25 protein-coding genes are annotated in these 22,149 nt (G+C 42.8%); 19 read left to right on the plus strand and 6 right to left on the minus strand.

The features are described from left to right. The first annotated feature begins 158 nt into the window (after positions 1 to 158). The 7 genes from CE058_RS02545 (at position 159) to CE058_RS02575 (ending at position 4,829) form a co-directional block, all read left to right on the plus strand. Complete coding sequence (locus tag CE058_RS02545) at positions 159 to 506, plus strand: lmo0954 family membrane protein (protein ID WP_048010486.1); 348 nt, start codon at positions 159 to 161, stop codon at positions 504 to 506. Between the two features lie 17 nt (positions 507 to 523). After that, entirely contained in the window at positions 524 to 1,156 is a 633-nt protein-coding gene (locus CE058_RS02550) for a PspA/IM30 family protein (RefSeq protein WP_048010487.1), read from the plus strand. A 184-nt stretch (positions 1,157 to 1,340) separates the two neighbouring features. Further along, positions 1,341 to 2,075 (plus strand): cell wall-active antibiotics response protein LiaF, encoded by a 735-nt coding sequence (gene liaF / locus CE058_RS02555; RefSeq protein WP_048010488.1) that lies wholly within the window; start codon positions 1,341 to 1,343, stop codon positions 2,073 to 2,075. Then, entirely contained in the window at positions 2,072 to 3,088 is a 1,017-nt protein-coding gene (locus CE058_RS02560; RefSeq protein WP_163140102.1) for a sensor histidine kinase, read from the plus strand. Before liaF ends, CE058_RS02560 begins: the two co-directional genes overlap by 4 nt. Before the next feature lie 43 nt (positions 3,089 to 3,131). Further along, complete coding sequence (locus CE058_RS02565) at positions 3,132 to 3,764, plus strand: response regulator transcription factor (protein WP_048010490.1); 633 nt, start codon at positions 3,132 to 3,134, stop codon at positions 3,762 to 3,764. Next, the gene (locus tag CE058_RS02570; RefSeq protein WP_156185189.1) at positions 3,736 to 3,879 is read left to right on the plus strand and encodes a hypothetical protein; all 144 of its coding nucleotides are present in this window, start codon (positions 3,736 to 3,738) and stop codon (positions 3,877 to 3,879) included. Before CE058_RS02565 ends, CE058_RS02570 begins: the two co-directional genes overlap by 29 nt. Further along, positions 3,879 to 4,829, plus strand: coding sequence for a cation diffusion facilitator family transporter (locus tag CE058_RS02575; RefSeq protein WP_163140104.1), 951 nt, complete (start codon positions 3,879 to 3,881; stop codon positions 4,827 to 4,829). Before CE058_RS02570 ends, CE058_RS02575 begins: the two co-directional genes overlap by 1 nt. Before the next feature lie 43 nt (positions 4,830 to 4,872). Here the strand turns inward: CE058_RS02575 and CE058_RS02580 are convergent, their stop codons facing one another. Then, positions 4,873 to 5,553, minus strand: a complete 681-nt coding sequence (locus CE058_RS02580) for a TspO/MBR family protein (RefSeq protein WP_163140289.1) — start codon at positions 5,551 to 5,553, stop codon at positions 4,873 to 4,875. 592 nt (positions 5,554 to 6,145) lie between these two features. Between CE058_RS02580 and CE058_RS02585 the strand changes: the two genes are divergently transcribed. From CE058_RS02585 to CE058_RS02600, 4 genes are all read left to right on the plus strand, one after another. Next, on the plus strand, positions 6,146 to 7,522 hold the full coding sequence (locus CE058_RS02585) for a sigma-54 interaction domain-containing protein (RefSeq protein WP_163140106.1): 1,377 nt from the start codon (positions 6,146 to 6,148) through the stop codon (positions 7,520 to 7,522). 85 nt (positions 7,523 to 7,607) lie between these two features. After that, a complete protein-coding gene (locus CE058_RS02590; RefSeq protein WP_163140108.1) occupies positions 7,608 to 8,927 on the plus strand; it encodes an aspartate aminotransferase family protein in 1,320 nt (439 codons plus the stop codon). Positions 8,928 to 8,939: 12 nt separating this feature from the next. Then, positions 8,940 to 10,307 (plus strand): YjiH family protein, encoded by a 1,368-nt coding sequence (locus CE058_RS02595; RefSeq protein ID WP_163140110.1) that lies wholly within the window; start codon positions 8,940 to 8,942, stop codon positions 10,305 to 10,307. Between the two features lie 136 nt (positions 10,308 to 10,443). Beyond that, entirely contained in the window at positions 10,444 to 11,769 is a 1,326-nt protein-coding gene (locus tag CE058_RS02600) for a polysaccharide biosynthesis protein (protein ID WP_163140112.1), read from the plus strand. A 35-nt stretch (positions 11,770 to 11,804) separates the two neighbouring features. Here CE058_RS02600 and CE058_RS02605 read toward each other — a convergent pair whose 3' ends face one another. Together CE058_RS02605 and CE058_RS02610 are read right to left on the minus strand one after the other, a co-directional pair. Further along, positions 11,805 to 12,479 (minus strand): TrkA C-terminal domain-containing protein, encoded by a 675-nt coding sequence (locus tag CE058_RS02605; RefSeq protein WP_163140114.1) that lies wholly within the window; start codon positions 12,477 to 12,479, stop codon positions 11,805 to 11,807. Between the two features lie 57 nt (positions 12,480 to 12,536). Then, entirely contained in the window at positions 12,537 to 12,800 is a 264-nt protein-coding gene (locus CE058_RS02610) for a hypothetical protein (protein WP_009334955.1), read from the minus strand. Between the two features lie 200 nt (positions 12,801 to 13,000). Between CE058_RS02610 and CE058_RS02615 the strand changes: the two genes are divergently transcribed. Further along, complete coding sequence (locus CE058_RS02615; RefSeq protein ID WP_163140116.1) at positions 13,001 to 13,939, plus strand: magnesium transporter CorA family protein; 939 nt, start codon at positions 13,001 to 13,003, stop codon at positions 13,937 to 13,939. A gap of 10 nt (positions 13,940 to 13,949) precedes the next feature. Here CE058_RS02615 and CE058_RS02620 read toward each other — a convergent pair whose 3' ends face one another. Further along, entirely contained in the window at positions 13,950 to 14,900 is a 951-nt protein-coding gene (locus CE058_RS02620) for an SDR family NAD(P)-dependent oxidoreductase (RefSeq protein WP_163140118.1), read from the minus strand. Between the two features lie 74 nt (positions 14,901 to 14,974). Continuing rightward, positions 14,975 to 15,547: a TetR/AcrR family transcriptional regulator gene (locus CE058_RS02625; RefSeq protein ID WP_163140120.1), complete on the minus strand. Its 573-nt coding sequence runs from the start codon at positions 15,545 to 15,547 to the stop codon at positions 14,975 to 14,977. Between the two features lie 145 nt (positions 15,548 to 15,692). On the opposite strand from CE058_RS02625, the gene CE058_RS02630 reads away from it, so the two are divergent. The 4 genes from CE058_RS02630 to CE058_RS02645 all read left to right on the plus strand — a co-directional run bounded on the left by CE058_RS02630 (position 15,693) and on the right by CE058_RS02645 (position 19,243). Next, positions 15,693 to 16,205 (plus strand): acyl-CoA thioesterase, encoded by a 513-nt coding sequence (locus CE058_RS02630; protein WP_009334951.1) that lies wholly within the window; start codon positions 15,693 to 15,695, stop codon positions 16,203 to 16,205. A gap of 15 nt (positions 16,206 to 16,220) precedes the next feature. Continuing rightward, complete coding sequence (locus CE058_RS02635; RefSeq protein ID WP_163140122.1) at positions 16,221 to 16,826, plus strand: zinc dependent phospholipase C family protein; 606 nt, start codon at positions 16,221 to 16,223, stop codon at positions 16,824 to 16,826. Between the two features lie 160 nt (positions 16,827 to 16,986). Then, on the plus strand, positions 16,987 to 18,762 hold the full coding sequence (gene ggt, locus CE058_RS02640; RefSeq protein WP_163140124.1) for a gamma-glutamyltransferase: 1,776 nt from the start codon (positions 16,987 to 16,989) through the stop codon (positions 18,760 to 18,762). Positions 18,763 to 18,916: 154 nt separating this feature from the next. Continuing rightward, positions 18,917 to 19,243: an SCP2 sterol-binding domain-containing protein gene (locus CE058_RS02645; protein WP_163140126.1), complete on the plus strand. Its 327-nt coding sequence runs from the start codon at positions 18,917 to 18,919 to the stop codon at positions 19,241 to 19,243. Between the two features lie 32 nt (positions 19,244 to 19,275). On the opposite strand, the gene CE058_RS02650 is transcribed toward CE058_RS02645, so the two are convergent. Then, positions 19,276 to 19,773: a GNAT family N-acetyltransferase gene (locus CE058_RS02650; protein WP_048010502.1), complete on the minus strand. Its 498-nt coding sequence runs from the start codon at positions 19,771 to 19,773 to the stop codon at positions 19,276 to 19,278. Positions 19,774 to 19,898: 125 nt separating this feature from the next. Here CE058_RS02650 and CE058_RS02655 point away from each other — a divergent pair, with 125 nt between their 5' ends. The 3 genes from CE058_RS02655 (at position 19,899) to cls (ending at position 21,990) form a co-directional block, all read left to right on the plus strand. Continuing rightward, positions 19,899 to 20,042 (plus strand): hypothetical protein, encoded by a 144-nt coding sequence (locus CE058_RS02655; protein WP_156185190.1) that lies wholly within the window; start codon positions 19,899 to 19,901, stop codon positions 20,040 to 20,042. A gap of 100 nt (positions 20,043 to 20,142) precedes the next feature. Next, the gene (locus tag CE058_RS24655) at positions 20,143 to 20,316 is read left to right on the plus strand and encodes a hypothetical protein (protein ID WP_169799743.1); all 174 of its coding nucleotides are present in this window, start codon (positions 20,143 to 20,145) and stop codon (positions 20,314 to 20,316) included. Between the two features lie 162 nt (positions 20,317 to 20,478). Beyond that, on the plus strand, positions 20,479 to 21,990 hold the full coding sequence (gene cls / locus CE058_RS02660) for a cardiolipin synthase (RefSeq protein ID WP_163140128.1): 1,512 nt from the start codon (positions 20,479 to 20,481) through the stop codon (positions 21,988 to 21,990). Positions 21,991 to 22,149: the final 159 nt, after the last annotated feature.

Raw genomic sequence — 22,149 nt, forward strand, 5'->3', positions numbered from 1 at the left:
GTGGGGGATAAGGAAAACCCCACTGATTGAAGTTTCACTTTATTGAAAGAGGCCGACCAGCTGCTACGTCTCAGGTCTTATTTGAAAATAAAGCTGAGGCTCGTTATAGCATTTGAGTATTACAGGTAAGATGAAATCAAGAAAGGAGGAAATGAAAAATGAAAAAACTTGGATTATTGATTGCAGGTGGTATTGCGGCGATGGTGCTGATTTCAAACCTTGGACCGATCGTGGGTCTGGCAGTAAGCGCAGCAATTCTATACTTTGTGTTTAAACAATTTTTAAAAGCAGAAAGCACGATGGCAAAGATCGGCTATGGAATCATCGGGTTCATTGCTTTGATGGCCACAGCTTCCAACTTCCCGGCAATCCTGGGGCTTGCAGCTGCATATGTTCTTTACCTGGTTTATAAAAAATGGAACGATTCAGGCTCACGTGTAATGGAAGAAGATAATGACCCTTTTGCCAGCTTTGAAAAGCAGTGGGCAGAATTAAACAGAAACTAAAAAGAGGAGAGATCGATATGGCAAACCTATTAACAAGAATTAAAGATACAGTAATGGCAGACCTTCACGATGCATTGGATAAGAAGGAAAAAAAGAATCCAATTGCCCTTTTAAACCAATACCTTCGTGATTGTGAGCGTGAAACTGAAAAGGTCCGCAAGCTGTTGGAACGTCAATATACATTAAAGGAAGAATTCACCAGGGAATACGAGCAGGCGAAGAACCTTGCAGATAAACGCAAACGCCAGGCAGAGGTTGCCTCACAGGCAGGTGAAGAGGAACTCTATCAGTTCGCCTCACAGGAGCAAATTCAGTATGAAGAGCGTGCCGGCCGTTTAAAGGATCTCCTAAACCAGGCAGTACAGCAAATGGGTGATCTTGAAAGAAAATACGAGGAAATGAAGCACAAACTAAAGGATATGCACATCCGCCGCATGGAGCTGATGGGCCGTGAAAACATCACACGTGCCAACCACCGGATGGATAAGGTGCTGGATCAAAACAATGATAAATCCTTTACAAAGTTCCAGGAAATCGAATCCTATCTTGACCGTCTTGAGCATCAGGTGAAAAGCTCCTATCACCGCAGCACAATTGATGCCCGCATCGCGCAGCTGGAAAAAGAGATGGAGAAGAAGCCTGTATTGTAGCGGTTATTTCGTAAGCAGCAACCCAAATTAACGAGAGAGTAAAATAAACCCTGTCTGTATAATCTTTTTCCCAAAAAAGATAAAAACTCTTTCTACTTAATGAACAAAAAATGGTATTCTAAAAAGGCGTAGAAATACTGCGCCTTTTAATCAATCATTCCAAATACACAAAGGGGGATGCCTAATGAACACAAACAACAAAAGCGATTATATGAGCTGGATTATCATATTAGGCATTGTCTTTCTCTTTGTGGAAATAGCCTTTTTTAACAGCGGCGTGATATTCTCTCTTCTAGTGCCAATTGGAATGGTATATATCGGAAGGAAGAGGATGCCTAAAAGCTCTGGAAAATGGCTTTTCTGGCTTGGATTAATTTTTCTTCTCATCAATATCTTCAGTATGATGACGCTGAAATTTTTCCTGCTGGCGATTTTGGTTCACCTGCTGATTCAGTTTTGGCAGTCCAAAAAAGAGCCTAAACGAATTCAGCCAGATTTGAAGGAGCCGGCAGTAAATCTCCAGAAAGAAACAGTCATAAAAAAGAATCCTCTTTTTTCCAATATATTTGTCGGCCAGCAAAAAACGCCTGAGCAGGTGTATGAATGGAATGATATCAATATCCAGACCGGCATAGGTGATACGGTCATCGACTTAAGCTATACAGTTATTCCAAAGGGAGAAACCGTCATTTTCATCCGGAACTTCATTGGAAATGTGCAGGTGCTTGTTCCCTATGACGTGGAGGTTACTGTTAGTCATTCAGCTATAGCCGGAAAGGCACGGATATTCGAATACGAGGAATCAAGGATGTTTAATCAGCATCTGCACCTCCAGACACCTGACTATGATCAATCAGGACAGCGCGTTAAAATTTTCACTTCTTTTGCAGTCGGGGATATCGAGGTGAAGCGCGTATGAATATCATTCAGCGGCAAATTGCATGGGGAGCGGGCATGTCCCTCCTCATTCTTGCTGTCCTTACAGCCTCTTTTTTTACGATGTTTCCCATTCCCGGCTGGCGGGATCTTTGGGAAACGGAAATCCTTGATATTCCATTTATCTTATTTGTGCCGAGCGTAAGCCTGGCCATAGGCCTGATCTTTGGTGTGCTGTCAGGCATTTACTGGCGCCGGCAGCTTTTTGCAGTAGATACTATGCTCCGCCAGGTCGAAGAAGGCAGGCAATTGGATGTGCCGGAAACGGGTAAAGAACTGCAGTCCATAGCTGTCAGGGCCGAGAAGATTCAAAAGAATATGGCAGAACAGGCAAAGATCTCTCAAAAACTGGCAAATGAAAAAGCGGAAGATATCGAGAGCAGGATGCAGGAAATCGTTTCCCAGGAACGTAACAGGCTTGCCCGTGAGCTTCACGACTCTGTCAGCCAGCAGCTGTTTGCAGCATCGATGATGATGTCCGCCATTACTGAAACCCAGCAGGAACCGGAAGACAGACAGGCAAAACAGCTGAAAATGGTGGAAGAAATGATCCATCAGTCACAACTCGAAATGCGTGCCCTGCTCTTACACCTTCGTCCGGCTGCACTTAAGGGCAAAAGCCTTCAGGAAGGAATTGAAGAGCTTTTGGTCGAATTGCTTCAGAAAGTTTCCATGGAGATTGAATGGAAGGTGGAGACTTTTCCGCTTGATAAAGGGGTGGAAGACCATTTATTCCGTATTCTTCAGGAGGCAGTGTCCAACACACTCCGCCATTCCAAATCGCAAAATCTTGAAGTGCTCCTGATTCAAAGAGATGATTATGCCATTCTCCGGGTGGCTGATGATGGAGTCGGGTTTGATGTAGAGGAAACAAAGGCAGGCTCCTATGGTCTGCAGAATATGTATGAACGCGCAGCGGAAGTTGGCGGCAGCATGAAAATCATCAGTGTGAAAAATAAAGGAACCCGTCTTGAAGTAAAGGTTCCGATTATGTAAATAATGTCTGCTTAGGCAAGACTAAATTTTGAGGATGAGGCCAATGATTAAAGTACTTTTTGTGGATGATCATGAGATGGTTCGGATTGGAGTGTCTTCCTATTTGACGGCACAGCCCGATATTGAGGTTATAGGAGAAGCGGATAACGGAAAAACAGCGATTGATATGGCACTTGAATTGCGGCCGGATATCATTCTGATGGATCTAGTCATGAAGGAAATGGACGGAATCGAGGCAACCAGAAGAATCATCGATCAATGGCCGGAAGCTAAGATCATCATTGTGACAAGCTTCCTGGATGATGAAAAAGTGTATCCGGCTTTGGAAGCAGGGGCGACAAGCTATATGCTGAAAACCTCCAAAGCAAGTGAAATTGCTGAGGCAGTCCGCTCGACCTATCATGGACAGTCAGTGCTTGAACCGGAAGTAACAGGCAAAATGATGGTGAAAATGAGGCAGAAAAATCAGCTGCTGCCCCATGAAGAGCTGACAAGCCGCGAGATGGAAATCCTCCTTTTAATGACAGAAGGCAAAACGAACCAGGAAATCGCCGACGAGCTTTTCATTGCCTTAAAAACAGTCAAAACACATGTGAGCAATATACTAAGCAAACTGCAGGTGCAGGACAGGACCCAGGCGGTCATATATGCCTTTAAGCACTCGCTGGTTAAATAATGTCTTTGAAGAGCTAATCATGATATTAGCTCTTTTTATTTTTGCCAAAAATGATTCAGAATCTGCTGATGAGGGTAACAATAAAACCAAACAAAAATATTTGGCGGTGATGTAATGTCAGTGATTGCTTTATTGAAAAAAGGAAACAAATCATCGGGAATGGCAGCAATCGGAAATACGGCACTCGCAATTGCTAAAGGACTGGCAGCTTTTGCAAGCGGGAGCGGGGCCATGCTTGCCACGACCCTTCATTCTCTTGCCGATGCACTGAATCAGGGGTTTGTGTTCTTTGGCAGTGCGCTTGCAGAAAAGGCGCCAACCAAAAGATTCCCAACAGGATTTGGCCGGGTGATCAACCTGTTTGTATTAATTGCTGTTATCGTCATTTCCATTATGGCCTATGAAACGTTACATAAAGGCTGGGAATTGATTCAGCATCCAAAGGAATCAACCGACCTCTGGCTCAATGTGGGAGTAATGATACTTGCCGTCGCTGTTGATGGATTTATTTTATTAAAAGCCATGAAGGAAATCGGCCATGAAACGAGGAATCCTGCCAAAGGATTTGGCATTGTGCCGGTTGCCTTTAAAAATGTCAGGCTTGCCTCTCCACCAACACGACTGGTTTTTTATGAAGATATTATTGCGACATTTGGTGCGCTGCTTGCCCTTGTTTCGATTCTAATCGCTCATTTTACAGGGCTTTACTTTCTGGACGGAGTGGGCACGATTTTGATTGGGCTGCTTCTGGTAGGCATCGCTGTGAAAATCGGATTTGAAAATACGCTTGGCCTGATTGGAGTGGCCGCACCAAAAGATATCGAAGACCGTATTGCCGATATTATTCTTGGTGATCCCCAAGTCGTGGATATTAAACAGCTGCGTCTGATTCAGGAGGGAAGAAGATATCATGTGGAAGGGTACATTGAGCTGGTTGAAGGACTGACCCTTGCGGATGCGGATGATATAAAAATCGGTGTAAGGAATCAGCTGCTTGATGATCCTGATATTAGTGACGTAACGCTCGGAATACTTGAGACAGACCAAATCCAGACATGGAAATGATGAGAAAAGGAAGCCTCGCAATGAGGCTTCCTTTCTGTATGTCTTACCTTTTTTTCCTGGTCAGCAGAATCCCTGCGACTGTAAAAAAGGCAGCGAAGTAAGCGGCAAAAGCCACATTTGGGTCGTTTTCCATATTCCTGACGCCAATGCCGATAAATGCCCAAACAAACACAAGCGGATAAACCCAGTCATTATTCCTAATCCTGAATACAAGGGCCAGGGCGGTGGCCACTGCGAGCATAATGTATGTCCACACACTGTCTTTAAGACCCCATCCATCCCAGCTAATATAGGTAAGATAAAAGCTTATATTTGCAATCGTCGCTACAGAAATCCATCCTAAGTAAACAGAAAATGGGGCAATATCCAGAAAATCAGGATCAAATTCCGAGGCACTTTTGTATAAAAAAATGAGAGTAAAAAGAAGTGCAATCATAATGATTACGGATAAAAGAAAATATTCGTAGTGCCAAGCGATAATCCATAGACTGTTTAACATGCAGCTCACAATAAATAGAATACTGGTTTGCCTATAAATGGGCAGGCTCCTGCGCTTCTTTGGAATTTGCCTTGCCAGCCAGACCCCCAGCAGCAAATAGATAAATCCCCAAATGCTGAATACATACCCTGCCGGCGTGAAAAGAACCTCCAGCTTGTTGGATATCTCACCTGTTGTCTGCCCATTCAAAGGCAGAATGTTTGCCAGCGCATTTACTGCGATCATGACCAAATAGGCCGCTATATCAAACAATAGAATCAAAAATACCTCTCCTTCCCCTAATAAGAGTATATATTCCACTTTTAATGCAGCTATAATCTTTAAAAGTTTTTATTTTATTTTTGGCTATTTTCGCAAGGTTTGTTGCTTTTTGTATCTGATTTACTGAGTTGATTGAAGCGGAAGGTGCGAGATCCTCGAAAATGCATTCGCATTTTCTTCGTGCGGTGTTTACTCAAGGAAGCTTATCAATGTCCAGCGGGAGTAGCGGGACAGGTGAGACTCCGCAGACGCGCAGCGTCGAGGCTGCTCACCGCCCGCCCCGCGTTTCGCTGAGCAGCCTGGAGCGGAAATCAACGGACAATATTTATAGGTTAAACAACAATTCATATGAGAAAATAATAATATTTATACTAAAATACGAATTTTTATTAATTTATCCCCTTTGTATCTTTTCATTTTCACTAAAATGATGTATAGTCTTATACAAATCTGAATAATTATTTAAATTTGAATAATCTAAGGGTAAATCTCCTAAAACACAACATTTCATAGAAATATGATTATTCAATAATGAATAATCTGCGGGAGGAACTAGATGAACAGCTTTTTCATGGACTGGAATAATGACAGAGAAGTCATTTCTTCAATGGAAGAAGACATTATGGTCACCAATGCAGACGGCATAATTATAAAGGTCAGTAAAGGCAGCGGTATGCATTATGGCATCGAACCGGATACGCTGCTTGGTGAATCTGTATATGAACTGGAAAGAAGAGGAGTGTTTAAGCCTGCGATTACTCCTGAAGTATTAAAGAAAAAGAAAAAAGTCATTCTGGTGCAAAAAGCCGGCTCAGGCAAAAAGATCCTGGTTACTGGTATTCCTGTATTCAATGAAACTGGGAATATCGATCATATTGTCAGCTATTCTTATGATGTTTCAGAACTTCTTGTTATAAAAGAATATCTGAATAGTGTTGAAGAAGAAATGGCCCGGGTGAAGAGTGAACTGGATCTCCTGCGCAATAAGAGCATCAAAATGGATGGCATGGTAGCTGACAGTACAGCGATGAGAAATATTGCCGAAACCATCAGAAGAATCCGCGATGTAGATGTCACAGTCCTGCTCCTGGGTGAGTCAGGAGTCGGAAAATCGGCTCTCGCCAAGTGGATTCATCAAAACAGTACGCGAAAAGCCGGGCCGTTCATTGAAGTAAACTGCAGTGCGATTCCGGAATCAATCTTTGAAGCTGAGTTTTTCGGTTATGAAGGCGGTGCTTTTACAGGGGCAAAGAATAAGGGCAAAATGGGATTTGCTGAAATGGCAAAAGGAGGCACACTATTTCTTGATGAAATTGGCGAACTCTCAGCCCATCTGCAGGCAAAGCTGCTGAAATTCATACAAGACAAGCAGTTTTATAGAGTAGGAGGGACAAAGCCTGTTCATGCAGACTTTCGGCTTCTGGCAGCTACGAATAAGGATCTTGAAAAAGCAGTGGAATCCAGGGACTTCAGACAGGACTTATTCTTCCGGCTGAATGTGGTGCCCTTAAAGATTCCGCCGCTCAGGGAGAGGAAAGAGGATTTATTTGCCCTCATTCATTATTTTCTCCACTCTATCTCCAATCGGCATAATCGGGAAAGGCACCTGGACAAATCTTTGGTCGATCACCTGCTGCAGCTTGAGTGGAAGGGAAACGTAAGAGAGCTTGAAAACCTGATGGAGCGGCTTATCGTGACAAGCACCAGCCTGATGATCACGAAAGACGACCTGCCTTATGAATACCATATGCAAGGAAAAAAAGAGGGTTTTATAGATTATGAGGGACATACTCTTCCCGCTATATTGGAAGATGTAGAGAAAAAAGTTTTAATCAATGCAAGGAAACGTTATCGGACCACTACTGAAATAGCGGGTGCCCTGGGAATCAGTCAGCCTTCAGTAGTAAGAAAATTAAAAAAATATGATTGTTAATACATACTTTGGCATGAATATTGCATTAAAGAATAGCAGAGAAAACATAACCATAACATCTATGCAGGATTCAGGAGGGAAAAGTATGAACGGAGAAAATTGGAGTCATCTTGTCGGAAACATTTCAAACCTATTGGCGCCAAGCATGGCAAAGGATCATCCGAATTTGCCGGTAGTCAAAGCGGAAGGCTGCTATTACTACGGTGTCGACGGAAAAGAGTATTTGGATTTTACATCAGGCATCGCAGTGGAGAATGTCGGGCATCGCCACCCGAAGGTTGTACAGGCCATTAAAGACAGTGCAGACCATCTGGTGCACGGCCCGTCAGGCGTAATCATCTATGAATCGATTTTGCGGCTCGCAGATGAGCTTGGGAAAATTACGCCGGGAAATCTGGATTGCTTTTTCTTTGCGAACAGCGGAACAGAGGCAATCGAAGGAGCTATTAAGCTTGCAAAGTATGTCACGCGGAGGCCCTATGTTGTTTCCTTCACAGGCTGTTTCCATGGAAGGTCGATGGGAGCGCTGAGTGTATCCACATCCAAGAGCAAATACCGCAAGTTTCAGCAGCCATCCTGGCTGACCTATCAGCTTCCATATGCGGATGAGCGAGATTGTCCTTTTGGTGAAGATCCAGAGGAGTACTTCCCAAGAAAACTGGAAAAGGATGCTGAAACACTCTTCAAGCACCAAGTAGACCCGGAAGAGGTTGCCTGCATGATCATTGAACCGGTTCTCGGTGAAGGAGGCTATATCATTCCTCCGAAGAAATGGCTGCAGAAAATCAGGGAAATCTGTGACCGGCATGGAATCCTGCTGATATTTGATGAAGTGCAAACCGGCTTTGGGCGTACTGGGGAATGGTTTGCCGCTCAGGCTTTTGATGTGGTGCCGGATATCATGGCAATTGCAAAAGGAATCGCGGCAGGACTGCCGTTAAGCGCAACAGCAGCTTCAAAGGACCTGATGGAAAAATGGCCGCTGGGTGCCCATGGTACAACCTTCGGCGGAAATCCGATTGCCTGCTCTGCAGCATTGGCGTCTCTGGAAGTCCTAAAAACAGAGAATCTTTTGGAAAATGCTAAGCAAATGGGAGAGTATGCATTAAAGAAATTACAGGCTTTGAAAGCCGAGCATCCTGCAATTGGCAGTGTCCGAGGTCTGGGGCTGATGATCGGCATTGAAATTATCGACCCGCAAACCGGAAAACCGGATGGAAACGCGGTAATGGAAATCCTGAATTCTTCTCTTGATAAGGGAGTCCTCTTTTATCTATGCGGAAATTCAGGGGAAGTGATTCGGATGATTCCTCCGCTTGTTGTAACAAAGGAGCAAATTGATCAGGGGCTGAGAGTATTGGAAGAAGCACTTATGGAACATGAAGCAATTGTTTCCAAATCATAAGGAGGTAAGAGCATGAAAGCTGAGACAAGGGTTAAGCCGCAAGCCGTCACAGGAGAGTATTGGAAATTTATTATTCCATCTTTAATTGGGTCGCTCCTATTCCTGGTTCCTGTTAAATTTCAAGGTGACGTAACGATTGGTGTTGGTATTTTAGCCTCTCTTTTAGGCAAAGCGTTCAGTGAGCAGATGCCTGCCATTATCATTTTTATTTTAGGATTATCTGTTTTTTTATCCATCCTGGCTAAAACAGCTAAGCCGGCATTTATACTGGATAATAAGTTTTTAAAGGGTTTATTTGATACCGGCAAATTTGGGTTGACCATGAGAGTCCTCGGATTCGCAGTGGGAATTATGACTTATTTTGAAATCGGGCCTGAATTTATCTGGTCGCGGAATACAGGCGGAGTGGTTCTCTACGACCTGGCTCCCGTTTTGCTTACGTGGTTCCTGTTCGCCGGTATTCTTCTGCCGCTTTTAGTAGAGTTTGGTTTAATGGAGTTCATAGGGGCGCTTGTCCAAAAATTTATGAGGCCACTTTTCACACTGCCCGGACGATCTTCCATCGATTGCCTTGCGTCCTGGATGGGTGCCGGAACAGTCGGTGTATTGGTTACCACGAAGCAATATGATGAAGGTTTTTACACAAAAAGAGAAGCAGCGGTGATTGCCACAACCTTCTCAATTGCATCTGTGGCTTTCAGCCTTGTCGTAGCGAATGTGGTTGGTCTTGGCCATTTATTCATCCCTTTTTACTTAACCGTTTCTGTAGCCTGTGTCGTGGCAGCATTGATTATGCCAAGAATTCCGCCATTATCCCGCAAACCGGATACTTATTATGAGCCGGTAGGACAGCAGATTGATGAAACCATTCCGGAAGGGGTTTCGAAATTGAAATGGGGATGGGAGCAGGCAATTGATAAAGCAAGGAATGCTCCGGGTCCCAAAAAGCTGTTAACCAATGGCATTGAAACTGTTTTGGATATTTGGATGGGCCTGATACCGCTTGTGATGAGCCTGGGAGCAGCAGCCTTGATCATTGCGGAATACACGCCTGCATTTAAGTTTATTTCTTACCCGCTCATTCCGGTTTTGGAGTTTATGCAATTGCCGGAAGCAGGAGCAGCAGCACAGACTATGCTTGTCGGCTTTGCTGATATGTTCCTTCCAGCTGTTATCGGAAGCGGAATTGAGAGCGAGCTGACAAGATTCGTTGTGGCAGGCCTGTCATTAACACAATTAGTATACATGTCTGAAATCGGGATTCTGATCCTGCGTTCAAACATTCCGCTGAGCTTTATGGATTTATTCGTTATTTTTATCCAAAGAACGATTATTACTTTACCTGTTATTGTACTGATTGCACATGTTTTTGTATTTTAACTGAGAGGGGGGCGGCATATTGCCAGCTCTCCTTTTTTCGTTATATTAATTTTCTTAAAAGTTCCAAAAGGGCAATATATTATCGGAGCATGTCTCATATCTTATATAGAATCTGCATTATATAAGGAGAGGCGCAATGAGTAAATTCTTTAAAGGAGTTATACTGCTTGCACTGGCGGCTTTTGCAAGTGAATGTATAGAGTTTGTGGTGAATATGGTGCTCGCCCGGGAACTGGGGGAGAGGGGACTCGGCATGTACATGTCGATTTTGCCGACTATTTTTTTAATAGTGCTGCTGGCCAGTTTTGAGCTTCCGATCTCTATTTCTAAATTCATTGCCGAAAAAGATAAAAGGTATCATCTAAGCATGCTTCATCATGTCATCAAGCTGACCATTATCTTTACAGCCGTTTTGGTGCCGGCTGCCGCGATTATAATTCCGTTTATCAGTGTCTTTGATGAGTACCACCCCCTCTTGAGATGGGTTGTGATCGGCTTTATCCCCATCGTGTCCTTTTCCTCGATTGCCAGAGGATTCTTCATGGGCAAGCATCAAATGGGAAAAATTGCAGCATCCAATTTTCTGCGCAAATCCGTTCAGCTCCTGCTGCTTGTGGTGCTTTATCAGGCCTTTCAATTTGATGTCAATACAGCGGTCTTTATTGCTTTTTGTACGTTTGTAGGAAGTGAGATTGTTGTTTTTCTATACTTGCTGAATATGTTTATTATTCAGTATCAGCGGATTAAGAAAGAACCATCTGAATATGTCAGCGGAAAAAGTGTGAGGCAGAACCTAATCTCTGTGTCTGTTCCGACAACGGCTTTAAGGGTCTTCCATGCCCTGACACATGCTGTTCAGCCGTTTTTGATTAAGGCGGCGCTCTTAAAAGCAGGGGTTCCGGGCGAAGTTGCAACAGAACATTTTGGAATGCTCGCCGGTGTTGCCATGACCATTGGTTTTTTTCCATCCTTTATAGCCCATTCCTTTTTAATCATGCTGATTCCGACAGTCTCCAAAGAGTATGCTGATCATAATCTGGGGGAGCTCAGGAGACTTCTTCAGCAGGTGTTCTTTGTCACTTTTTTATATGGGATCCCATCGGTTGTTTTTTTCTATTTTTTTGCACGGCCGCTTACCGAGATGTTTTTTCACTCAACAGATGCAGCCGTGTATTTACAGCTGCTGTGGCCATTCTTTCTACTCCACTTTTTCATAATCCCGATGCAGGCCTATTTAATCGGACTGGGGCTGATGAAGGATGCGTTCTATCATTCCGTCTGGTCAACGGTTGTTTCATTCACAGCCATGTTTGTGCTTGGCTCGATGCACAGCCTGCAGATGGACGGGATTATAATGGGCATGAATATGGGAGCTGTTCTTCTGGCGATGATGCATTATGTAACAGTATGCAAAAAGATTGGCCTGACACTCTATCTATCGCCAGTTAAGCAATTTAACTGAAGCTGCGAAAAAAGCATCTCCACTATGGAGGTGCTTTAATTTTCGTTATCCTCATTAGTGCCAAACCTATCCTCAATTGTTTGTTCTTCTCCATATAAAATAATATGGTCGCCTTCCTGCAGTTTCGTAACAAGCCGCTCTTTTCTGATTTTTACATCGCCTCTCTGGATAAATAGCACATTAATATCATCATCTTCGTCGATAATATCCCCCAGCTCTTTACCATTGAATTCACATTTTTCGTCAATGAAATAGTCCAATACATGATCATTATCCTCCGTGAGAAGAGCTTCTCTGATGGGGAGATCACGAAAATCGTAATGTTCTTCGAGCTCATGCTCCAGCTTCTTCGAAAGATAGTCCCGCACTTTTGGCATCTTTAAGATAATAATAACCACGAGCAGGACTGCTGCCACGATCGAGATCTTGGCAGTGAAAAATTCATCTGACAGAATGCTGCTGATTGCCGAAATGATAACTGCCAATGAAAAGGCGCCAAATAAAATTAAAAAAGCTCCAAACCTTCTGCGGATCGGATGATCAATGATGAGTTCCGATTCTCCGGTTGTAAAACCAGTGCCTGTAAGCATGCTGATCACCTGGAATCTTGCAATATGCTTATCAAGTCCTGTATAGGTGAAAATAAGAGTATGAATTTCAATAACTGCTAATACGATTCCCAAATAAATCAGGATGAACAGAACACCCATCTTTCTTCCTCCGAAAATTCAGATTTAAATAAAAAACCTAAGGAGCCAGTCCTTAGGTCATTGCTGAACAGTTTCATTATAGTAATTTACTGAATACATGGCACCTTCATCAACCATTTTATTATCTTCAATATTATGAGGGTCCGGATGACCCAGTTTTTCTGTTGGCACTGTATCGTTTAAAAAACGGTCAGGCAGCATGCCTTTCATTTTAACTGCAAGTGACTGAACTTTATTTCGATTGTTTTTGCTTGCTAATAATAAAATACTTGTAATGCCAACACCGGCTAACAGATATGGATTTAACGGACGAGAATTCATGGTTAGCTCCTCCTTCAGTAATTGGATTTGTATTTCTTGGTGTATATTTACCCAGCATAATGAAGTGCAAACATTTAGTCTTAATAAGATTGTTTCCAGCACAAGAAATAATTACTCATTGTGAATGGTTTTATACAGGTCCTGACAGGGGAATTATGTACTTAGTATAGAAAGGATAGAATTATAGGAGGAAGATGGGGATGGAAAAAGAATATAGTGAAGATAATTGGACATGGCACCGTTACGATCATTTAGATGAAATTGACTTTAATGACGCTGGTGACTATAAAGAAGCTCTGCAGGCATGGGCCAAAAATACTTCTGAGAACAAAACAAATGTAATGGAAATAGATACTTCCATCCGCAATAAGGAATTTATCAGCGGCTCTCTCATTTACCAGCAGACAACGAAGGAGCAGCATGAAAATAGTTTGTTCCACTATTTTCTGACTAGAGATTTTCTCCTCACTGTCGACTTTGATTCTACTATCATTCAGTCTGATGAATCACTGCTTTTGAAAAAAATGGATTATACGAACAATGCCATTGACGGCTTTTTTGTGATTTTAGGCGAGATTCTAAGTGATAATATCAAGAAGATTGATAAGTTTGAAGTACGTTTAAATGATCTGTTATGGAAAATAAAAAATAAAAATAATATTAATCGCCTGGAAGAAATATATGAGCTCCGACACCAGATTCTTGTATGGAAAAATATTATGATTCCTGTTAAGGAAATCAGGCTGGGTGTGGAAGAAACCTTTGGTGAAGATGTTACAGAAGGAACTGAATTTAAACGAACCTGCAAGCGAATTGAAAGAGGGTATACGCTGGTTCGTGAGTTTCAGCAGGAAATTGATGACCTTGTGAATTTTGAAGAAATGGTATCCATGCACCGGGGAAACGAAATCGTGAAGACGCTCACTGTCATTACCACTCTTATGACTCCGATTGCAACGTGGGGAGCTCTCTGGGGCATGAACTTTAAGATTATGCCAGAACTCGAGTGGAGGTATGGCTATTTGTTCTCCATTCTTATTATCATTGCATCCACCGCAGCCCTTTATATCATGCTCGTGAAAAAAGGCTGGATGGGTGATATCCTCAGGGGGAAAAAGAAAAATTCATTCTTCAAATAAAGGAATGCCGTCAGAGTGCGGCATTCCTTTTGTTTAATAAATGCTCCAGTGTCCTTTTGATTCCAGTCTCATATGGTGTTTTAGGGAGAGTGCCGATTCTCGCTTCATATTTACTGCCGTCCAAAGTAACAGGTGTCTGGTTCAAATACATCAATTCAGTATATTCCCTCATCATGGGATCGAAAATACCGATGGCACGAATCATCCATTTATGGACAGGTCTGAAGGTAACGCCTCTGTTAAGATGGTTAGAAACGATACTGGCTATTTCTTCACCGGTTATCGTCCCTGCACCAGGGATATTCCAGACTTCACCGTATGAGTTTTCATTTAATGAAAGTTCGGCTAAAGCTTCTGCTCCATCCTTAATATAAATAAATTCTCTTGGAATATCGGTTTTGCCGACAAACATGCCTTTATTTTTTTCAATAATCTGGCTGAGAGTATAGTGTAAGAGTGTGTTTCCCGTATGTGGGCCGTAAAAGTCAGGGAAGTGGGCAATGATGTATGGCACGCCTGAGTTTTTTATCATCTCAATTAAGGTTTGGCGCAGCTTGCCTTTTTTTGTGTGCGGATTCTTGGGAGAAACTTCGGCAGCAGGGCTGGATTGAAGGCCATAGGAATATATATTATCAGCATAAATAAAAGGCTTATGATGTTTGCGGCATGCGTGCAGGATATTATCTAATATAATTGAGAGTGCGGGATCCCAGTCAGGGTAAGGAATATTGATGGCATGAAAAACTGCATCCGCTTCTGTCACTGCCTTTTCAATATCCTCTGGATTCAGTGCATCGCCTGAATGGATAACCGCATTTGGTCCCCAGTCTTTTTTGAAGTTAAGCAGGTTTTCTTCGGACCTGGCAAAGGCAATAGTTTTTATATTTCTGCGGCATAATGCCTCTGTTAAGGCATAGCCCATTCCGCCTGTTGCTCCTAAAACTGCAGCTGTTTTTATCATTTTTCATCAACCTTTTTATTTTATTAACCACTGTTCAATTAAAGGGAAAAATTAAAGAAATGGATGTCATTTCTTTAATAAATGGCTTTTATCAAAAATTGGGCATGTGAAGAGGCGAGTTCCTTCACTTCTTCAAATGTCGTTTCCGATCTGCAATAATGCGTGACAAAACCATGCAAGCTTAAAAATACAGACCAAATATCCTTTATGGAAAGAGCTTCAGGAGCGAGTGAATTAATCGCTTGCGCAAAATGCAGGTAGCTTTTATTTGGCCCTTCATTCAGATAGCTTTTCACATCATCATCCCGAATTAAAAACATCAGCTCATAATGCTTTTGATGGGTCAAGCCAAATTGGATATAACCGTAAAAAATATTGAAAAGCTTCTGTTCACTGGTATCTGCAGATTTTCTCAGCACACTGTCGAGGACCTGGTCGAGCTTTTGAAAATCGGCTTCAACCATTTCGTAAAATAATTGGGCCTTATTTTTGAAATGATAATAGATGGCACCATGGCTGCACTGAAGGGTGTCCGCAATTTTTCTCATGGATGCTGCGGCATATCCTTCCTGAACAAACAGATCACGTGCTACAGAAATAATTGCTTCTTTTGTTAGTTCATCTTGGGCTGATTTTCTTGGACTCATGGAATCACCTTTCATTATTGAACACTGGTCAATAAGATTATATGATAAAGAGGATATTTTTGGCAATACTTTTTTAATATCTATCCAAATTATTTTTATTAGCCATCAGCATTTGATATGCTTTATTAAAACAGGAGGGAACAACATGAATGAAACAAAAACTTGCAGAGAATCTTTTACAGTAAAAACAAGCATCGTGCTTCCGCCGGACACGAATACATATGGAACATTATTCGGCGGCAAGCTAATGGCTTATATTGATGATGTGGCAGCCATCGCGGCGATGAGGCATGGAAGAAGAAATGTCGTAACCGCATCTACAGACTCTGTTGACTTTCTTCATCCGGTTTATGAAGGCAATTCAGTCTGCCTGGAGGCGTTTGTGACCTATACAGGCCGGACATCTATGGAGATATTCGTAAAAGTAATTGCAGAAGACCTGCTGACGGGCGACCGAAATGTGTGTGCGATGTCCTTTTTGACAATGGTTGCGGTTGACGAGAATGGAAAGCCGACTCCGGTGCCGGCGGTTGTGCCTGAGACAGATGAAGAAAAGAGCTTATATGAATCAGCAAAAGAACGTGCGGAAATTCGCAAAAAGCGGAGAAAGGACAGTGAAGCCAGGGCAAAGACATACGGTACAGGTCTGCCCTGGTAAATAAGGGGGAAAAGAATGGGATCCAGAGTGATGCATAGCATAATCAACAATGAAATTGCTTCCAGAATGAAAATAGAGGACAAAGCAGCATTTTTACTTGGAGGAATAGCGCCTGACGCTGTTTCTCCCAAAGATCTTTCCCATTTTTACAAAGGGAATACGGATGAGTACACGAGAAGAATAGATTATAAGAGTTTCCTTAATAAATACAGGAGCAAAAGTCATTCACCTTATATCCTTGGATATTACACCCACTTAATATCAGACCATGTCTGGCTGACAGGCTTCTATCTTCCCTGGCTGAAAAACAGAATGGAAAAAGATGAGGAAGTCTTTACCCGCTATCATAATGATTTTCGCCTATGTAATGCAAAGCTGTCTGAACATTACGGCCAAGTTAGATTTGAGATGAAAAATATAAATGTGCCAAATTTAGATGAGGTTTCTGCCGATCAAGTCAGTGCTTTCATACCTTATGTTTTAAAAGACTTTGAATATGATAAAAGAGATGCTGAAAAGCCCCTTGAAGTGTTTACATTCCAACAGATCATCGGCTATGTGGAAACATCCGTGGAGCTGGGGGCTGCCGAGTTAAAGAAACTTTCAATTGTAAAAAACTGACTCCTTATATCTTCCTATCCAGCAAGGATAATTGAACCTTTTTACACACCAGTGTCTAGTAATATAGATTTAACTTTCAGAATATTAACTCTTATTCCTTGATTATCCTTTTCCTTCCTCTTAAGTTAGACGTGTAGAACCTAACAGAAGGAGGAAGATTATGAGAAGAGTTTTGAAAGCTAGTATTCTAATGCTTTTAAGTATTTTACTGGTTGCCGGAACCATGCCTTTAACCGGGCAGGCGAAAAAGCCAAAGCCAGATGATGGTTATGGCGGTTATAGCCAGGTTGATGTCGGCAAGGATGGAATGGTGGCTTCGGCTCATCCGCTTGCGTCAAAAATTGGGGCAGATGTTTTGAAAAAGGGCGGTAATGCCATCGATGCGGCTGTCGCAGTCCAGTTTGCCCTCAATGTGGTAGAACCGATGATGTCCGGAATTGGCGGCGGGGGCTTCATGATGGTCTATGATGGCAAAACGAAAGAAACCACCATCATAAACAGCCGTGAACGTGCTCCGGCTGGTGCAGCGCCGGATATGTTCCTGGATGAAAACGGGAAGCCGATTCCATTTGCGGAGCGATCAACTGGCGGTACGGCTGTCGGTGTGCCGGGCACATTGAAAGGGCTGGAAACAGCTCTTGAAAAATGGGGAACACGCCCTATGCAGCAGCTGATCGGTCCTGCGATTAAGCTGGCAGATAAAGGCTTTCCGATTGATTCTGTATTAGCCGATGCGATCGCCGATAATCAGGATAAGCTTGACAGAACGGCTGCCGGCAAAGTGTTTTTGCCTAAGGGTGAACCTCTTGAAGAAGGGGACCGTTTAGTACAGAAGGATCTTGCCAAAACGCTTAAAATGATTCGTTCTGGCGGAACTGACGCTTTTTATAACGGGAAAATAGCAGACGCTCTTGCAGGTGTGGTGCAGGATTTTGGAGGATCAATGACACCGGAAGATCTGGCAAAGTATGATGTAACCATTGACGAGCCTATTTGGGGAGACTATCAGGGGTATGAAATTGCGAGCATGCCGCCTCCAAGCTCTGGAGGAGTATTTTTGCTGCAGATGCTGAAAATTCTGGATGATTTCAATCTATCACAATATGATTTAAAATCCTGGGAAAAATATCACCTGCTTGCTGAAACCATGCATCTTGCTTATGCAGACCGCGCAGTATATGCAGGGGATCCGGAGTTTGTAAATGTCCCGGTCAATGGTCTCCTTCACCCTGATTATATTAAGGAGCGCCAGGAACTGATCAGCCTGGATAAAGCCAACAAAAATCCTGAAGCGGGAGATCCTTGGAAATATGAGAACAGTGAAGCCAATTATGAAGCGGCTGAACAGCCGAATGACCGCCAATACGGTGAGACTACCCATTTTTCCGTAACGGACAGATGGGGAAATGTTGTATCTTATACGACAACGATTGAACAGGTATTCGGAACAGGAATCATGGTTCCAGGCTACGGATTAATGCTGAATAATGAGCTGACAGATTTTGATGCCGTGCCAGGCGGGGCAAATGAAGTCCAGCCGAATAAGCGGCCTCTAAGCTCGATGACACCGACGATTGTCTTTGAAGATGGAGAGCCTATTCTGACTGTTGGTTCACCAGGCGGCCCAACGATTATTACATCAGTACTGCAGACAATCCTTTATGCCATCGAATATGACATGGAGCTAAAAGCAGCAGTTGAGGAACCGCGGATCTATACCAATAACCTGAATTCCTACCGCTTTGAAGAAGGCATTCCGTCAGAAGTTATTGATGGGCTAAACGGAATGGGGCATAATTTTGGTCCAAGTGCGACCACAATTGGAAACGTCCAAAGTATTTTGATTGACCGTGATAAAGGTATTTTCAAAGGTGTAGCAGATTCAAGCCGTAATGGAGCCGCCATTGGCGTTGATTTGAAAGGGAAAAGAAAATAGAGTTTATGAGAATAGCACCTTGCTGATAAGGTGCTATTCTTTTGGTTGAAAAATGAATACAAATTCATTTTTTTAGCAGGGATTCATCTATATTTGTTGAAATAGAACGGGTCAGGCAAAAAGGTATTTTGGATAATAGAAGGGGGAATATGCCATGACGGTAAAAAATGAACTATATCAGCTGGCGGATAAAATAAACGCTGATCCCGTACATATCAAAGATGAAAAAAATCGGGTATTTCAAGTGGACCTGGAGGAAAGCGGTCCTATTCAAATTTTCTTGAAGGATAGAAAAGTCATAGTGGAAGAGGGTGCTCCACACCAATCAGAAGTAACACTGAAATTGTCAGAAAAAAACTTTTCTAAGCTATTAAAAGGCGATTTAAACACAACCATAGCATTTATGACAGGCAGTCTTAAGGTGGACGGGAAAATGGGCCTTGCCCTCAAATTACAGGAAATAGTGAATAACTATCAATGATAAAAAGGCAGCCATCATAGAGGATGCTGCCTTTAAAAATACAATGCCATCAGGTCTTCATCATAGTACTTGCCATCTATCTTCAGTGCATGCCTCTCCTTGCCGTAAACCTCAAAGCCGAAAGAAGCATAGAGCTTTTTAGCAGGAGTATTTTCAGACATGACGGCCAAGTGGATTTGTTCAACCCCGTCCCAGGATCGTGCCTTTTCTACAGCCTTGCTGACAAGGCTCTTGCCGACACCATTCTTTCGGGCGGACTCTGTCACGTACATTGCATATATATTCGAGCGGTGCTTCATTTTTAACCCTGTATCTCTTACTAAACTGACAACACCTATAAGCTTTCCGTTTTCAAATGCGCCGTAGTGAAAAGAGTTTACTGCCATAAATCTTTCTCCGTACACTTCAGGAGGCCGGCTGGCTTCCTCTTCATAGCTTGAACCAAAAGCTTCCGGGTTCTTTTTTAATCCTTCTAACCTAATCTCTTTGTACATTTCACCATCATCCTGGCGCAGCAGTCTGATTTCCAACAGGGTCACTCCTTTATTTTTTCTTAACCCTTAAATTCTCTTTACCATTACAAAATCCTTTAGCAAAAATTGTTTTTCTTTGCTTTGATAAGGGAACAGGATAAAAAAGTACAGGAGGGATCAGTATGGCACAGGATAACAACAAGGACTTAAAAGAGATTGTAAAAGGGCATGATTCCCGGCAGCAGCAAGAACAGTCATTAAAAGATCAGGAGCGTAAGCCGGATCAGCAAAACCGATTAAAGGACCAGGAGAATATGAGGAAGTAATTTTGAGAGGGAGCTATGAAGAATAGCTCTCTTTTTTTAGGCCGAATTGTAAGCAATGGTTTCCGCATATGGAATATACATATATAAAGGGGGAAGCAGAATGGGAGTGCTGTTTGGTTTAATTATTGCGACTCTGGTTTTCGCCTATTGCATTGACCGCAGAAGGAAGAAGTTAAACAATACAATGCAAAAAGGGATCAGCCCAAGTGAAAAACCGGGGGAGAGCTCGAATTATACGATGGGTGATAATCATTATACCGGAGGGGGACAATAGCTATGGAGTTTTGCGATATCAGCAAGGCTCTTCTTTTTTTCCGGATCATGCTTTCTTATCCTGAAAATGGGAAAAGATAATGTTGCCTGGTTTCTAAAGCGCATCAAAAAGGGTATAAGGAAAACATACATATTGTAACCTTTTTTAGGAGAAGTGGCCCCTATGAAAAAAAGAAGAGTGGAGTCTTTATTTGTATTTATCCTGATTGCATCTGTGTATACGATATTTTTCACGGATGCCGCCCCACCCATTAAAATCGGTGCAGCCCTGCTTTATGCGGCTGTCATATTTATCAGCGCTATATCCTTGATGCTCGAGAATCGGAGCCCTAATCAGACATTGCTTTGGATGTATGTGCTGGTATTTTTTCCGGTAGCCGGTTATTTGTTTTATTTGTTCTCCGGGCAGCTTTATTTGAAAGGCTATTTATTTAAAAGCAAAAGAAGCCGCGACAGGGATGAATGGAAAAGGCTGATGAAAAGGGAAGACACGCCTGATATATCATTTCTGCAGGACAGCCAGCACTGCTTTGCTAAATTCGCCAATAATGTGGCATTGACCCCTCTGAGCACCAATTCAAGGGCGAAAATACTTAAAAATGGGGAAGAGACATTTAATGAAATCAAGAAAAAGCTGCGTGAAGCAGAAGAGTTTATCCATATGGAATATTATATTTTCCGGTCTGACAGGCTTGGCAAGGAAATCATCAATATCCTGATCGACAAAGCCAGGCAGGGAGTGGAAGTGCTGTTTATTTTTGATGCGGCAGGCAGCATGGGGATTACACTGGAGGATTTGCAGTGCATGGAGGATGCAGGGATTAAGGTAAAGCCATTTTCTCCGCTTAAGTACGGTTTTTTTAATCAGAAATTCAACTTCAGAAACCATCGCAAAATTGTTGTTATAGATGGAAAAGTCGGCTTTGTGGGCGGACTGAATGTGGGAGTTGAATATCTGGGCGAAAATGAAAAGATTGGATTCTGGCGTGATACTCATATGCTCCTTAAGGGGGAGGCAGTGTATACATTGCATACGGTTTTTCTCCTGGATTGGGAATATGTCAGCAAGGAAGATGTGCTGGAGGAATACCGGGATGTAAAGTATCCGATTGATGATGATGTGCTTGATGGTGCGGTGCAGGTGGTGGCCAGCGGTCCGGACACACAGCAGGGAATTATGAGTGATCTTTATTATTCAATAATATCCTGCGCGACCAGATCCATTTGGATTGCCACACCTTATTTTGTCCCTGATGAATCGATTCGTACGGCATTGAGGGTGGCGGCGGCTAAAGGAGTGGAAGTGCGCATCCTTGTTCCGGAGATCAATGACAGCTTCCTGACGCAATACGCCAGCCGGTCCTACTTTGCGGAGCTTCTGCGATATGGCGTCGAAATTTATTCTTATAAAAAAGGCTTTCTCCATCAGAAGATTATTATCGTGGACGGAATCCTCGCTTCCATTGGAACGGCGAACATGGATATGCGCAGCTTCCACTTGAACTTTGAAGTAAATGTCTTTTTATACGGCACAAGCTCCATCCGCGATCTTGTCGCACATTATGAAGAGGATCTGGAGGAAAGTGTGAAATTAAGTCCTGTCCAATATTATAAGCGGGGATTGGCGGAAAGATCGAAGGAATCCTTCGCCCGGCTGTTTTCGGGGGTGTTGTGAAAAAGTGCCATTGATGTGGCGCTTTTTTTGTGTGGAGGGATACTGTTTTTTTAATCTGCAGATAGATGAGGGGGGACTTGCAAATAGACCAGCCGAAATTACAAATAGATGAACAAGCCTGCAAATAGACCAGCCAAACCTGCAAATAGATAGGTAAAA

Origin of the sequence: Bacillus sp. 22-7 (assembly GCF_010628845.1) — a bacterium.
Taxonomy (GTDB): domain Bacteria; phylum Bacillota; class Bacilli; order Bacillales; family Cytobacillaceae; genus Cytobacillus; species Cytobacillus firmus_B.